This window comes from Thermogutta hypogea, from assembly GCF_055386265.1.
This window is the reverse complement of record NZ_AP042425.1, coordinates 2,672,298-2,687,054: the sequence shown is the minus strand read 5'-3', so window position 1 is coordinate 2,687,054 and position 14,757 is coordinate 2,672,298. Positions and strand designations below refer to the sequence as shown.

General features: G+C 63.9%; 10 protein-coding genes. 6 read left to right on the top strand and 4 right to left on the bottom strand.

Annotation, left to right across the window (positions count from 1 at the left end; all coding sequences use genetic code 11):
• Positions 1–20 precede the first annotated feature (20 nt).
• Positions 21–1,019 (top strand): GspE/PulE/PilB domain-containing protein, encoded by a 999-nt coding sequence (locus ACZ5B4_RS09660; protein WP_464911019.1) that lies wholly within the window; start codon positions 21–23, stop codon positions 1,017–1,019.
• Positions 1,020–1,163: 144 nt separating this feature from the next.
• Positions 1,164–1,847 (top strand): hypothetical protein, encoded by a 684-nt coding sequence (locus tag ACZ5B4_RS09655; RefSeq protein WP_464911018.1) that lies wholly within the window; start codon positions 1,164–1,166, stop codon positions 1,845–1,847.
• Between the two features lie 143 nt (positions 1,848–1,990).
• Here the strand turns inward: ACZ5B4_RS09655 and ACZ5B4_RS09650 are convergent, their stop codons facing one another.
• Positions 1,991–3,025 (bottom strand): 3-oxoacyl-ACP synthase III family protein, encoded by a 1,035-nt coding sequence (locus ACZ5B4_RS09650; protein ID WP_464911017.1) that lies wholly within the window; start codon positions 3,023–3,025, stop codon positions 1,991–1,993.
• A 443-nt stretch (positions 3,026–3,468) separates the two neighbouring features.
• On the opposite strand from ACZ5B4_RS09650, the gene ACZ5B4_RS09645 reads away from it, so the two are divergent.
• Positions 3,469–3,954, top strand: coding sequence for a hypothetical protein (locus ACZ5B4_RS09645; protein WP_464911016.1), 486 nt, complete (start codon positions 3,469–3,471; stop codon positions 3,952–3,954).
• Positions 3,955–4,033: 79 nt separating this feature from the next.
• Positions 4,034–5,047 (top strand): DUF1559 domain-containing protein, encoded by a 1,014-nt coding sequence (locus ACZ5B4_RS09640; protein WP_464911015.1) that lies wholly within the window; start codon positions 4,034–4,036, stop codon positions 5,045–5,047.
• A 229-nt stretch (positions 5,048–5,276) separates the two neighbouring features.
• On the opposite strand, the gene ACZ5B4_RS09635 is transcribed toward ACZ5B4_RS09640, so the two are convergent.
• Entirely contained in the window at positions 5,277–6,443 is a 1,167-nt protein-coding gene (locus ACZ5B4_RS09635; RefSeq protein WP_464911014.1) for a hypothetical protein, read from the bottom strand.
• 241 nt (positions 6,444–6,684) lie between these two features.
• On the opposite strand from ACZ5B4_RS09635, the gene ACZ5B4_RS09630 reads away from it, so the two are divergent.
• A complete protein-coding gene (locus ACZ5B4_RS09630; protein WP_464911013.1) occupies positions 6,685–8,970 on the top strand; it encodes a protein kinase domain-containing protein in 2,286 nt (761 codons plus the stop codon).
• A 63-nt stretch (positions 8,971–9,033) separates the two neighbouring features.
• Positions 9,034–10,950 (top strand): adenylate/guanylate cyclase domain-containing protein, encoded by a 1,917-nt coding sequence (locus tag ACZ5B4_RS09625; RefSeq protein ID WP_464911012.1) that lies wholly within the window; start codon positions 9,034–9,036, stop codon positions 10,948–10,950.
• A gap of 11 nt (positions 10,951–10,961) precedes the next feature.
• Here the strand turns inward: ACZ5B4_RS09625 and ACZ5B4_RS09620 are convergent, their stop codons facing one another.
• Positions 10,962–11,948 (bottom strand): histone deacetylase family protein, encoded by a 987-nt coding sequence (locus ACZ5B4_RS09620; protein WP_464911011.1) that lies wholly within the window; start codon positions 11,946–11,948, stop codon positions 10,962–10,964.
• A gap of 76 nt (positions 11,949–12,024) precedes the next feature.
• On the bottom strand, positions 12,025–14,397 hold the full coding sequence (locus ACZ5B4_RS09615; RefSeq protein WP_464911010.1) for a YfhO family protein: 2,373 nt from the start codon (positions 14,395–14,397) through the stop codon (positions 12,025–12,027).
• Positions 14,398–14,757: the final 360 nt, after the last annotated feature.

Sequence of the window (14,757 nt, the reverse complement as noted above, 5' to 3'; positions counted from 1 at the left end):
AGATGGAAGGGAATACCGGCATGGCCAAGAAGCCGATCGACGTCTATCGCGAGTGGTTGGGGATCGAGGAGCCGGAACGCCCGGTCAACTACTATCGACTGCTGGGACTGAAACTTTTCGAGGACGACGTCGGCAAGATTCGATCGCAGTACCGCAAGCTCAATGCGCATGTTCGCAAATACGCGTCGGGCGACTACGCGTTCGAGTCCCAGGAGTTGCTGAATGAGCTGGCCAAGGCCATGCTCTGTTTGACGGATGCCCAGCGGAAACGGGAATACGACGCCGTTCTAGGCCGAAAGGACGTGGGCGAGGGGCGCCGCCGCACCCTGGAGGAGATCCTTCTCGCCGAAAAGGTGCTTGCGCCGGAAGACTTGGAGCGGGCACGGCGTTTCGCCAAGGCGGTCGGCTTGGAGATTCGCGATGCCATCGTGCAACAGAAGCTGGCCCCGCCCGATGTGGTGATTCAAGCCTACGCCGAATCCGAGGGGCTGCCGTACATCGACCTCGAGGAGACGGCGGTCGATGAAGCGCTCGTCAAGCAGGTTCCGGCCACCTTCGCGCGACAGAATTCCGTCATTCCCGTCATGACCGACGACAACCAGGTCTTGGTGGCGTCGCCGTTCCCGATCAACCCGGATGTGGAAGAACAGCTTCGCTTGCGATTCGGCCTGCCCGTGCGGACATTGTTGACGACGCCGGGAAGCATCAATGCGGCCGTGACGCGGCACTATTCCCAGGCCCAGCAGGCGGCGGCCGTGAGGGCGTCGGCTCAAGCGCAACGGGCCGCCGAGGCAGCCTCCTCCGCCCGGCAGCCGCAGGATCCGGCCGCGGCGACCCGACAAGCCATCCAGTTCGGCATCCTGGCGTTCAACATGGCGGTCATTTTCGCCATGCTGGTACAGATGCTGCTTTGGGGTGCGAGCGATCCGGGGAAAGTCTTCGGTATGATCGTCGTCGCGGTGATCGTCGGCCTCGCGGCGGGAGCAGGGACGTTCTACTACGTGCATCGCAAGCTCTGAGCGGACTGCGAGCGGCGAACCGGCCGCGGGGAAGCGGTGGAACGAAGTCGGCGGCCGGCCGAACGTGGTCGCATCCGTCGAAACGAGCGCTCGCCCCGCGGCGGACCTCGACCCGGCGATCGCGAACCGGCCGAGAGTGAATCTATGGCTCGAAAGAAATCCGCAAGCGTCAAGACGGCCGATCCCACCGCCGCGATCTTGCAATGGATCGCCCGCTCGTACGAATCGTATCGCCGCTGGCGGGAGCGCGGCCGGGAAATCTATCTGGCATGTAACGGCGACGCGGGGTTGGCTCGGGTCCGAATCGCCGCCGAGGTCCGCCAGGCCGTCGCGTCGGCCGACCCTCCGTCGCAAGGCGGCGAAGAACCGTGCGACTTGCCTCTGCTCGACGGGGCGACGGCGGACGCGACCGCGATTTCCGCGTCACGATTGCCGTACGTCGATTGGGTGCTCGTGGCCGACTACGTATTGCTGGCGTGCCGGGAACCCTTTGCCGCGTTGATTCAAGAGAACACACGGCGGAAGGAAGAGTACCGCCGCATGTGGGAATCGTACGTCCGCCGCCGCTGGGTCATTGCCGCGCGGAGATTGATGCGGAGCGATGCCGGGCGAAACGTCGAGGAAATCCTGGCGGCTTTGAAGGTGGAACATCCCCGTATCACCAAGGCGAACGTCTTGGAAGCACAGCGCCAGGAACGTGCCGGAGTGCCTCTCCGCAAGCCTTTTAGGCCGAGCCGACCGCGGCTGCTCCGGCCGTATTCGCCCGTGTACTTCACCGACGCCGCGACGGAGCCTTCGGCCGATTCGAAGTCCGAGACGGCGACATGAGGTTCCGGCGCTTGACGGAGAATGACTTCTGGGTCCGGAATGGAATGGGGCGCGCACCGCCGCCTCCCTTGCGGTGAGGGAATGCGGGACGCGGTCACGCCGTGATTGCGGAAAGGAGTGAAGGCAGGGCGTCCGCGAGGCGGCTACCAGCGGAAGATGCCCGTCGCCCACGAAAGCCCGCCGCCGAAGCCGCTCAGGAGCACCAGGTCGCCGCGTTGGAGACGCCCCTCGCGATCGGCTTCATCCAAGCACAGCGGGATGCTGCCCGACGAGGTGTTACCGTAACGATCGAGGTTGTTGTACAACTTTTCATGGGGAATGCCGAGGTCGTCGGCGGCGGCGTGGAGGATGCGGATGTTGGCTTGGTGGAAGATGACCAAGCTCACCTCGGCCAGCGTCACGCCCGCCGACTCCAGGACATCGTGGACGGTTTGGCGAAGCATCCGGATGGCCCACTTGAAGACCGGCCGGCCTTCCATGAAGAGGAATGGATAGCCGTTGAGGGCTTCGGCGGGACCGGGCGCGCGGTAGGACCCGCCCGGCCGATAGAGCAGGTCGCAACCCGCGCCGTCGCTCCCGTAACTGAAGGCGATCAAACCCTGATCGGCATCGCCGGGGGCCAGCAAAACGGCGCCGGCGCCGTCGCCGAAGATGGGGTAGGTCTTCATGTCGGCGGGATTGCACACCCGGGAATTGCAATCGGCGCCGATGACCAAGGGGAGCTTGGCCCCGCCGGCCGCCACGTATTGCATGCCCGTGATCAGGGCGTACATGAAGCTCGTGCAGGCCGCCTGGATGTCCATGGCGGGAGCGCAGAGCTGCAATTTATCTTGCACCAGGGCCGCCGCGGCCGGCATGGTGAAGTCCGGGGTGTAAGTGCCCAACAGGATCAAGTCGATGTCGGCCGGATTGCAGCCCGACCGCTCGATGCACCGCCGCGCCGCCTCCGCCGCCATATCGCTGGTTGCGATCCCCGGCGGAGCGTGGCGCCGTTCCAGCACGCCGGTCCGTTTGACGATCCAATCGGCATCGTAACCCTGCGACGCCAAGTCTTCGTTCCGGACACGCTGTTCGGGTACCCAGCTTCCCAAACCGACGACTTTGACCCCCGTGATACGGCCCTTTCGGGACCGTTGGGCCACATACGGAATTTCTCGCTGAATGGGCGCCTGACTCATAAGACCTCGTGAGGCGAATGCGCTGGGAAAGACGCAAATCGCTGGAATTTCGGTGCAATCCTGATATACTCAAACCGGGAGGCAAGTCTGACCAAGCAAGGGGGCCGATACCCGGACGAGACATTGCGTCAGTATAACCGAACTCGCCTTGTTGGCAAATGGGCCGATGGGCCCGGCGGGTGATCGCCCCGCCTTGGCGGCGGAGCCCCGCCGGAACGTAGGCTTGCAAACGGTGAGTTCGCCCTCGCGACCAAACGTCTCCCGAGTTCCGTCGATTCTGTCAATCCAAATAGCAAAGAAAGATCTGCCAAATACCTCGCCGAAACTTTTTCCCTGGACGGGGGTTGAAAAACGAGTGTGATTTTGCCTCGTTTTTGCGCCATGGTGGGCGTTTTTGTGGCTATTTAGGTATCGACGCGTCAGCAATCGGGAGGTCGAACTGGATGAAAGGTTCTAGATGTGTGCGTTGGCAGGCGGTCGCCGGTCTGGCTTTGATCGCCATGGTCGGCCCGGTTTTCATCGGATGCGGCACGGGCGGGCCGAAGCTGGTCAAGGTCTCCGGGCAAGTATTGATTGACGGCAAGCCTCTGGCGACGGGGGTGCCCGGCTTTATCCAGGTGATCCCGGAGGGTACGAGGCCGGCCACCGGCACCATCGATCCCCAGACCGGCAGGTTCACCCTCACCACCTTCGAAAAGGAGGATGGCTGCCCAGTCGGGACGCACAAGGTGGTGGTGACCATGCGAGCCATGGTTGGGACGGAGAGCATCTCCCTGATTCCCGAAAAGTACTCCGATCCGCAGGGGAGCGGTTTGACGGTGACCATCGACAAGCCGACGGATTCACTGACTATCGAACTGACCGGTCCATTGACCAACGTGCCGGCCGGTCAAGTCAGGCCCGAGTCGAACGATCCGAACATCTTCTGAGTGTACAAGAGAATGCCGCGTTTTTACGCGACGCGAGAGGTTGGCCTTTTTCTGTTTCCCTTCTTTAGGAGGTCGTGCCATGTTTTCGAGACCGTTTTCCCGGAACACACAGGGGAACCGATCGCGGATCGGTTTCACGCTGGTCGAGTTGTTGGTGGTCATCGCCATCATCGGCATTTTGATCGCCTTGTTGCTGCCCGCCGTGCAAGCCGCTCGGGAGGCCGCGCGGCGAAGCCAGTGCACCAACAATCTCAAACAAATCGCGCTGGCGACGGCGAACTATGAGGATGCGGTGAAGTCGATCCCGCCGGGCAGGATGGGTTCCGACTGCTCCGACTATTACGGATTGGCCCCCACCAGCGGCGCAAACATCAAATACGACTACCAGCGGCAAGGGACCTCGGGCTTCGTGATGCTGCTTCCCTACATGGAGGAAAAGAACCTCTACGATTCCCTCAACGGCTTTCAATTGGGAACGATACAACCGGCGGGATGCAATCTTGGGCCTTCCACCTCCGGCTGGTTGAACACGATCCCGAACTATCAGAAGGTTTTCCGTACCCGACCCTCGGTCTTCGTCTGCCCCAGTTCGACCGACGAACCGTTCCGTACCGGAACCCCCGAGTACTCCACCGGCACTTACGCCCTGTGCTCCGGTTCGATCGGCCCGAGCAACGGAATCAGCGGGGCGGTCAAAGCGGGGAACACGGGGATGTTCATGTACATCCGATCCATGAAGTTTTCGGACTGCCTGGACGGGCTCAGCAACACGTTCTTCTTTGGGGAGGTGATCAAATCGCACACGGCTGAGGGGACCAACCGTTGGTGGATCGCGGGTCGGCACGCGGATTCGTTGCGAACCACGGATAATCCGCTCAACACGCCGGTGGGAGAAGGCATCACCTATCCGGCGGGCGGCGGGGGCATCGGGACCGGTCGGAACAACGGGGCCTTTGGCAGCTTTCACCCCGGCGGCGGCAATTTCGCCTTTGGTGACGGTAGCGTCCGGTTCATCAGCAATACCATTGACCTCTTGATTTACCGGGCCCTTTCCACCCGCGAGGGCGGTGAAACGAACATCGGCGGATATTGAGCGGATATTGATTCGCACGGGCGGACGAACCCCGGGCGAACGCCGTTCCTGCGGCTAGGATGCGTTTCTTACGCCTGTTGGGCCGCGTTTTGGCCGTGCAGGTGAGGGTTTCGCAGCTTCCGGCAAGCCGGTACACCGGTTCTGCCGGAAGCTTTTCTTGTTGGGACGTGTTTCAGGTCGGGTGTTTCGGCCGAAAAAGGGCCGGCGTCCTCGATTTCCGAGAAACCGGTCAGACCGCACTCTTCGTGCCCGAAAAGCGACGAGAAAACGGTAGAAGGCGGTAGGTGCCGTGAAGCATTCCGCCGCCGAAACGGATTCCCAACGCCAAGGACCGTGTTACGCCCAGGCACAACAGCGGCGCCCAAAGCTGGCCCCAGTACTGGTTGAACGGCTGTCCCACGAGGGCGAAAAAGGCCGTGTAGGCGGCGCATGCGGCGGCCCCGCGCCGCCCGAGTTCGCTCTTAGCCCCCACGAATCCCACGGCGGCCAAGGTGACGTAGACCACGGTGGCCCACCGGGGGAGGAGTACCAGAACGAAGTGCATTTGGGCCGTGGAGAGAACGAAATCGACTCCACCGCCGCAAAGCCAACCGCGTGAGGCCGTGGCATCGTGCGGGATGCGAGCCATCACTTGCGATAGGTGCCAAGCGAAAAACGCCCCCCAAACGAGCATCCCCGCCGACCACGTCAGAGATTCGCGCCGCCGGCCGCCCATCCATGCGGCAACCGCGGCGGAAAGGCAGTAGGGCAGGGCGAGTTCACGGAAGAAGAGGGCCGTCGTGCCGACGAATACCGCCGGTAAGGTCCGTCCGGAGGCCCCCAGGAGCAGCGACAGGAGGATCAGATTCCCGGCCCACAGTTCCGAGGAGTAATACAGCGTCGGCAGGATGCCCGGCAGTAGGGAGAATACGGTCAGCACGACCCAGGCTGTCGCGGCGGGTGAAAGTTCCGCGTCCTGCCGAACCACATGGTAACCCAGGAAGAGGATGCCTGCGCCGAGCATTCCTAGGATGAGCCGGGCGTCATCCGGGCGGGGCAAGACGGCAATCAAAGCCATGGGCAAAGGCTGTCGCCAGTTGAAGACGCTCTTGGTGGGATAGCCTCGGGCGGGAAGCTCGGCCGCCGCCGCGTCGTAATAAGGCTCCCCCTTTTGCATGCGGCGAACTTCCGCCTCGTAAAGGGCGAGATCGAATGAGGGACGCGCGGTCCGTTCGGACGCTGTTACGGCGGTTGCACCACGGGAACCGGTGGCGGCCGGGGCGGGTGGAATATCGCGGCCTGCCCAGCGAATCGCCGACACGAGCACAACAATCGCCCCCAAGCCGACGGTCGCCTGGACGCACCGCAACCAGATGCGTCTCCGATGCGGCACCGAGTGTGGCGGGATTGGCTTCATCGAGATTTCGCGGCGGGAGGGAGAGGGCCTGGAAACGGATCACTACTCCTCACTGTGCCAAGTCTAGCACGTCGGGGCGGCTTTCCGGTTCCAAATAGGATGCCGCCGGCGGACTGCCGCGAAGCGTATTTTCGGCAAAGCTGATATACTTGCGATAATAGGTCTGCGCGGGACGAGGGCGGCATTGCCCGGCCGGGCTACGCGGCGAATGGGTCGGAGAGAGCACTGTAGGTCCGTCTTGATGATCGACGAACCGACAATACCGCAGAACGGAACGGCAAGACGCATCTCGCAAGAGATGAGTTTGCAGCGTCGTCGGCCGCCCGCCGACGTGCCCGGCTACGACATCGAGCGATTGCTGGGTGTGGGGGCGTACGGCGAAGTCTGGGTGGCCTTGGACCGGAATACGGGTCGGCGCGCGGCCGTCAAGTTCTACGCCCATCGCGGCGGCCTGGACTGGTCGCTCTTGTCGCGCGAGGTCGAAAAGCTCGTCTTCCTCTCGGCGGACCGCTATATCGTGCAACTGATTGCGGTCGGTTGGGATTCCGATCCTCCGTACTACATCATGGAGTTCATGGAGCAGGGGTCGCTCGCCGAGCGGTTGGCGGCGGGGCCGCTGCCCCCGGCCGAGGCGGTGCGTCTGTTTCGCGACGTGGCGATCGGGTTGCTCCATGCGCACAACAAAGGGGTGCTGCACTGCGACCTAAAGCCGGCCAACGTCCTTTTGGATCAGGACGGCAAGCCGAGGCTGGGCGACTTCGGCCAATCGCGGCTGTCGCACGAGCAATTGCCCGCCTTGGGGACCCTGTTCTACATGGCGCCGGAGCAGGCCGACCTGCGTTCCGTGCCCGACGCACGCTGGGACATTTACGGTCTGGGCGGACTATTGTACTGCATGTTGACGGGTAGGCCGCCCCACCGGGATGACGAGGCGGCCGCGCGGATCGAGCAGATCACGGAGCTGGAGGAACGGCTGGCGGCGTACCGGCAATGGATCGTGGAGTCGGGAGTGCCGACGGAACACCGGAAGGTGCCCGGGGTGGACCGCGGTTTGGCGGCCATCGTGGAGCGGTGTTTGAATCCCGATCCCAAGCAGCGATATCCCAGCGTCTCGGCGGTGCTGGCGGCGCTGGACGCCTGGTCCCTGCAAAGGACGCGGCGGCCGCTTTTGGTGCTGGGTTTCCTCGGTCCGGTTTTGTTGCTGTGCGTCTTTGCCGTCTTCGCTTGGCGCGGGTTCGCGACCGCCGTCACGCGATCGGAGCAGAATCTGACCGTCCGCGCCTTGCAAAACAACCGCTTGATGGCCGAATACGTGGCCGATCTGGCGGGCAAGGAATTGCGGCGTCGCTACGATGCGGTGGAGCAGTTGGCCGTTCATCCCCGGTTTCTGCAAGCGGTGCGAGACTTTCTTCAAGATCAGGAAATCCGCCCTTTGTTGGATGCCTTGAGCCGGCCCGTCGCCGACGAGACGGAACTGGAGGAGCTTCAGGAGCGGTTCCGCGGGCACCCGGCGCGGCTGCGATTCCAGCACGAATTCGAGGCCCTGTTGCCGAGGTGGATGAGCCCGCCCGCCGACGGCGAAGAGGAGCGGCCGAGCGACGATGTCGCGAGTTGGTTTTTCTGCGATGCCCGCGGCATCTCGGTGACGCGCGTCCCGCGGTCCCAAACCATCGGGCGTAATTACGCGTGGCGGAGCTTTTTCACGGGCCGCGATCGGGATCAGGAACGGAATTGGAGACCCGGCGATCCCAATTCCCATTTGCAGGAAACGAAGCTCTCGGCCGTGTTTCGCAGCGACGCCAGCAACCTGTGGATCACCGCCGTGGCGACGCCGGTGTGGGATCCGGCGACGGGCGAGTTCCTGGGCGTGTTGGCGCTCACCGTCCGCGTGACGCGTTTCGTGGAGTTGCAGGGCAACCCGTCGCAGTTTCCGGTGTTGGTGGAAATGCGGCCGGGCGATTATCCGGGGATGATCTTGCAGCATCCTTTGTTCGACGAAATCCTGCGGCGCGAAGGTCGCCTGCCCGATCGTTTCAAGGATTACCGAATCGCGGAGACGGAATTGCCGCCGGTGTTCGACGGGGGGGCGCAGCCTCCGTCCGCGGCCGTGGATTTCCGCGATCCCTTGGGCAAGGACCCTTTGGGAGCGGCCTATGCCCGACGCTACCTGGCCCAGCAGGCCGAGGTCGAGCTGAAACGCGTCGACCGGGAGGTTCCGCAAGCGACGGGCTGGCGGGTGCTGGTGCAAGAGGATTATGACTCCGCGCTGGCTCGTCCCTTGCAAGAGATGCGGACAAAGCTCTTCCAGTTCGGCCTGATCGCGGCGGGGTTGGTGATGGTGATTCTGCTCGGTTTGTGGACGTTGGCGCTGCGATTGCTGCGCGAGGTCTCGCCCGTCCCCGCCGACAATTGGGAATGGGAGGTGCTGCCGCGAACGCCGACTCGAAGTGCGGATTCTTTGACCCCGACGCGCCGCACCGTGGAGAGTACGCACGATTGGGAAATCGCGAGGAAGGAAGGGCCGTGAGATCCGGCGGCGCGGCAACGAGGATGCTCCGCCGGTCGGAGCGGCTTGACGAGGTCATGGGCTATGGGTGAACCGTCCGCCGTCCATCTGATCGCGCAAGGCGAAGACGCGGAGGACCGCTGGCGGAGACCGCTGCCCGCCGGCCTTCCCGTACTGCTGGGCCGGGCGGCCGGGGTTTGGTCCGTCCCCTGGGACCCGCACATCTCCCGTGTCCACGTGGAGTTGTTGCTGGAAGGCGACCGGCTGCATGTGCGGAAGCTTCCCCAGGCCAGGAACCCGGTGTTCTTCCGCGGCCGGGCCGTGGAGACGGCGACCGTTGCCTTGGGCGAGTGTTTCGTCATCGGACGGACCTCCTTGACCCTGGTCCGGCAGGAGGCGCGGATTACGGCGGATCATCCCGACCCGGTGCAGCAGCAAGAATTCTCGCCGCAGCATTTGCGGCAAATCGTCTTCGTCAACCCCAACCATCGCCTGGAGGTGCTGTCGCGGCTGACGCAAGCCTTGTCATCCGCGGCCACCGAGGCGGAGATGTGCAGCCGCTTGGTGAATCTGGTCTTGGCCGGGATGCCCAATGCGGAAGCGGTCGCCGTGGTTCGCGTGGACGAGGCGAAGGCTGCCGGGTCGTGGAACGGGGAGCCGGCCGCGCCGAATTCGGCCGCCGCTCGGTCCGCAGCCGCCATCCAAATCTTGCAATGGGATCGCCGCTTGCTGACGGCCGGGGATTTTCGCCCCAGTCGCCGCCTGATCTTGGAAACCTGGCAGAAGAAGCAGAGCCTGCTGCACGTCTGGTCGGGAGATTGGCTCCAACATCGCGGCGAAGGGTCGGGCGGCGCCGCGCCGAACCGACAGGGAGGCACGGCGCCGAGTCATCGCCGGGAGGAGTTTTCCGTCTATACCGCGCGCCAAAACGTGGATTGGGCGGCCTGCACGCCCATCTTTTTGGAGGGCCTACCGCATTGGGCGATCTACGCGGCGGGCGGACTCCGAAGCGACGGCATGCCGCCCTCCGGCGGGGCCGGCGATCTCCGCGAAGACGTCAAGTTCTTGGAGCTGGTGGCCTCCATGACGGCCTCGCTCCTGCAATTGCGGCAATTGCAACGCCACCGCGCCGTGCTTTCGCAGTTCTTTTCGCCCCTCGTCCTGGAGGGACTGGCGGAGGGCGATCCCGAGGAACTGTTGCAACCGCGCGAGGTGGACGTGACCGTGCTCTTCTGCGACTTGCGCGGTTTCAGTTTGGAGTCGGAACGAAGCGCCGCGCAATTGCTGCCGCTGCTGCGGCGCGTCAGCGTGACGCTGGAAGTCATGACGCGTTGCATTTTGAACGAAGGCGGGGTCATCGGGGATTTCCAGGGAGACGCCGCGATGGGCTTCTGGGGTTGGCCCCTGCCGCAGGAGGACGGCATTGCCCGGGCGTGCCGAGCCGCCCTGGCGATTCGCCGGGAATTCGAGTCCGCTTCGCAGTCGGCGGAGAGTCCGTTGGCCGGATTCCACGTCGGGATTGGGATTGCGCACGGTCCGGCCGTGGCGGGCAAGATCGGTACTCCCGATCATGCCAAGGTCACGGTTTTCGGCCCGCCCGTCAATTTGGCATCCCGCCTGGAAGGCATCACCAAGGTCTTCCGCGTGCCGATCTTGATCGACGAAGCGACCGCGGAATATGTTCGCCGCCGGTTGGCCCCCGCCGCGGCAAGGACGCGCAAACTGGCGGTGGTGCGTCCCTACGGAATGGAGAGGCGCGTCACCGTGAGCGAGCTTCTTCCGCCCGAGAGCGGTGAAACCGTACTGAAGGAAGAGCACCTCCGCTGGTGCGACGCCGCCGTGGATGCCTTTGCGGAAGGGAAGTGGGAGGAGGCCTTCGAATTGCTGCATCGTTTGCCCGCGGCCGATCCGGCGGCGGACTTCTTGACCATGCATATCGCGCGGCACAATCGGCGGCCGCCGCCTCATTGGGACGGGGCGATCACGCTGGACGGGAAGTAAACCAAGCGGGGTCAGCCGGCCGCCGCTTCCGAATCGCCCTCCCTCGGTGATTCACCCGTCGGAGCGTCGCGGCGGACCATTTCGCCGAGGTGGACCGACAAGCAGTCGGGCAGGACCTGCCGGTTGTAACCGCCTTCCAAGACGCTGACGCAGCGCCCGCCGCAATGGACTTCCGCCAAATCCAGGACCATTTCGGTCAGCGGACCGAAGTCCTCCGTCTCCAATCCCAGGTTGCCCACGGGGTCGAGCCGATGCGTATCGAAACCCGCGCTGAGAAGAATGAGCTGAGGTTTGATCTTGGCGGCGAAATCGTCGAGGGCGTCTCCCAGGCGATGCAAATACTCGGAGCGTGGGGTGCCGAAGCGGACGGGAACGTTCCGCGTGTAGCCCAAGCCGGCTCCCTCGCCGATTTCGTCCTCGTCGCCGGTGCCGGGGTAAAAAGGCCAACGATGGATTGAGAGAAAGGCCACGCGGGGATCTTCCCAAAAAGCCGCTTGCGTGCCGTTTCCGTGATGGATGTCCCAATCCACGATCAAGACGCGATCCAACCCCAACTGCCAGACCGCGGTCGCAGCGCCGACGGCGATGTTGTTGAAGATGCAGAACCCCATCGCCCGATCGCGCAAGGCGTGATGTCCGGGCGGCCGGACCAAACACAAGGCCCGGCAGTCCTCGCCTTGAACTACGCGCCGCACGGCGTCGCACACGGTACCCACGGCGGAGATCGCCACGTCGTAGGAATCGGGGCTGCACACCGTGTCGTGGTCCAGGTCGCCGCCGCCCGCCTTGGCCAACGACCAGACCTCGTCGATATAGCGAGGAGAATGCACGAGTTGCAACACGTTTCGCGGAACGGGCTTCCATTGCGGGCGGACGCACCGCTGCAACAAACCGTGCTCTTCCAAACGATCGGGGATTCCGCGAACCCGGTCCGCGCTCTCGGGGTGCGACCCCGTTTGGTGAAGCAGGAAGATCGAATCGTAGTAGAAGAGCGTCATAACCTTTTACCCAGCTTGAACGCAGCAAATCGTATCGGCCGTTGGGAAAGAATCAGGCCTCCGCGACGCGACGCCTTCAATTTAAACTCTTCTGCTTGCGTCCGCGACCACCGGGCGGATGCAGGGAAAAGAGGAAAACTCCGGCGGACAAGGTGAGCGCCGCGAGACTGATGCGGCGTCCCAAGGTCAGGCTCCAAGGGCGAAACGCCAGGCTGACGCGATGTCTGCCCGGCGGTACCACACAACCCATGAAGTCACCGTTCACGCGGAGCACCTCGGTTTCACGGTCGTCCACGGCGGCGCGCCATCCCGAGTGATAGGCCTCGGATACGACGAGCAAGACCGGCCCGGATGCCTGTACGCCAACAACCGCGCGGCCGGGGCGATCATCGAGGATGCTGAGCCGGGCGGTCGCGTGCGGCGAAACCCTCACCGGTTTTTCGACCACGGCGGCGTGCCCGGAGACCGCGGCCTCGATGACGGCGGGCGTCGGAGATGCTACCACGACTCGGCCGACCGTGCGAAATCGCGGTAGGGGATGGGGAGACCTTTCCCACACTACGGTCAGGCGCCCCGGGGCGAACGACTTCCATCTTCCCACCCAGCCCACGGAGGCAAGTCTTCTCGCTGCGAGGCTATTCATGTCGAGCACACGGCGCGGCGGTAAGCCGGCGTATCCGTCCATGCGGCGGAGCCCTTGTACCAAGCCCTCATTGCCTACTGCGGTAGGCGACGACCCGGCGGCATCAGGCAAAAACACCACTCGGCTCGGCAAGGAATCAGCGTCCGGCACGCTGAGGGGCGGAACCGCCGCCCGTGACCGCCAGGCTTCGAAAGGCTGAATCTGCCGCCAAACCGCGTAACTCAGGCCGTAGGCCGCCAGGTCGCCGGCCGTGAGCAGGATCAGCCCGACCAAGGCGAGCCGGTATCCGTGTGCGGCCGCCGCGATTGCCAGTGCCGCCAAAGAGAACAGCACGGCACCCGCCAGGGCACCCGCGACCTCCGACCAAGGGAGCGCGATCCATCGCGGCAAGAAGATGCGGAAGACGGCCGCACAAGCACTCGCCGCCGCAATTGCACAAATCGTGCGACAAAAAGCGGCCCGCTGGACGCGATCCGGTTTCGCGGATCGCTGCGAAAGCCGAAGCAGGGACTGTAATCCGTATGCCGCCGCGATCACCGCGCAGAATTGAAACAGGACGATGGCTCGGCTGGGACAGCGAAAGGGGAGCATCTGCTGGAGGGCGAAGAGCGGCGCATATCGCCCGACCGCCGCCAAGATCGCAAGGATGGCCCCCATCGCGGAGGCGGCCGGAAGGATTCGGTCGCGTCTTCGCTTGGGAGGGATCGCCCAGCCCGCTAAGGCCAGGCAGAAAGGACCCGCTCCCAGGTAAAGACCCATCTCGTGCGTGTTGCCGCCCACGACGCGATCGCGCAACAGATAGGGAGCGACGAGCTGAAGGAGGTTGGCGGGATGCAACGAGCCGCTCGCGAGAAACTCCGGAGTTGCCGCGGCTCGGGCGGAATCGCGAAGCATTTCCCAGGTGGGCAGGAATTGAACGGCTCCCAGGGCCAGGCCCCAACACTTCGCGGAAGCCAAGAGGAACACGGACACCGCCAAGAATCGGCCCATGCTCGGCCGACGAAACCATTCACGGTGGCGGGTGCAAGCCGGGCACCAGGCGATGAACCAGGCCATGAACCAAGCAATTTCGGCCAATGACGAGTACCACACATATTGCGGATATCCCAGCAACCACTGTGAACCGGTCAGGACGCCGTATCCCAACCACAGTCGTAGCAGACGCTGCCCTCCGCTGCGCGGCCGGGCGGTCGTTCTTCGCGGCCGATCGGTTTGCGATAGGCGAGCCGCATCCGCCAGGAGTTGATCCTCGATCCACAGCAGCCAAGGGAGGTGCGCGACCACGGCCACGGCGTTCGGATGTACGAAGCGCAAAAAGGAGAATCCGCCGAACGCGAAGATCAAGGCGGCCCAGGCAGCCGCCGCGCGGTCTCGGGTCATGCGACGGATAAGCACGAAAGTACCGCCCCACAGGATCCCATAGGAGGAAAGCAGTTCCGCGGCGAAGGCGGCGGGCAGAGGAAGAAATCGGTAAAGCAGCAGATGCCACGGATGATAAGAACCGAGCTGGCCTTCCCCCGTCAGATAGAAGCCGCCGAAAAGCCCCGGGTGCCAGTCGAACGATTCGCCCGCGGCTAATTGCTGCGCATAGAAATATCGTAGCGGCAAGTGATAGGCGCCGAGGTCATCGCGGGTATAAACGTTTCCCATAACGGCCGGTAGCGCCATGAGAATCAGCACGACGACCGCCGCTGCGATGGCGGTGACGGCCGTGAGGTGCTCATGAGGGCCGCCGTGGCGAGCCTGCCATCCGGGAGAGCCGCCGCGCAGCGATCGTGGGACATCGGCGATCCACGAGAGGGACATGAGGTGGGATACCTTGCGATTACGCGAGGGAATGCAAACGGAATCGTAGGACGGCCGCACGCGATGTTGGCCCGCGCTCTCCAAGTATAGAATGCCGCCGCGGCGTTGCTCTTCCGGGCCGCAGACCCGGCAAAGCCGCTATCACGCATCGCCGGCCGGGAGTTTTTCCGGCCCGCCGCCGAAAAAAGGCTCAAGTTTGCAATTTGACTTCGGCCGTTTTTGACCTAGCTTTCATTACAGAGGCGAGACTCGAAGGCGATGAGAAAAACCAAGCCGAAGGGTCAAGCCGCAGGACGGCCTGAAGGCTGTCTGGCGAGTTGGGACGTGAACGGGATGCTTCGGCGTCGCCGGTCCGCACTC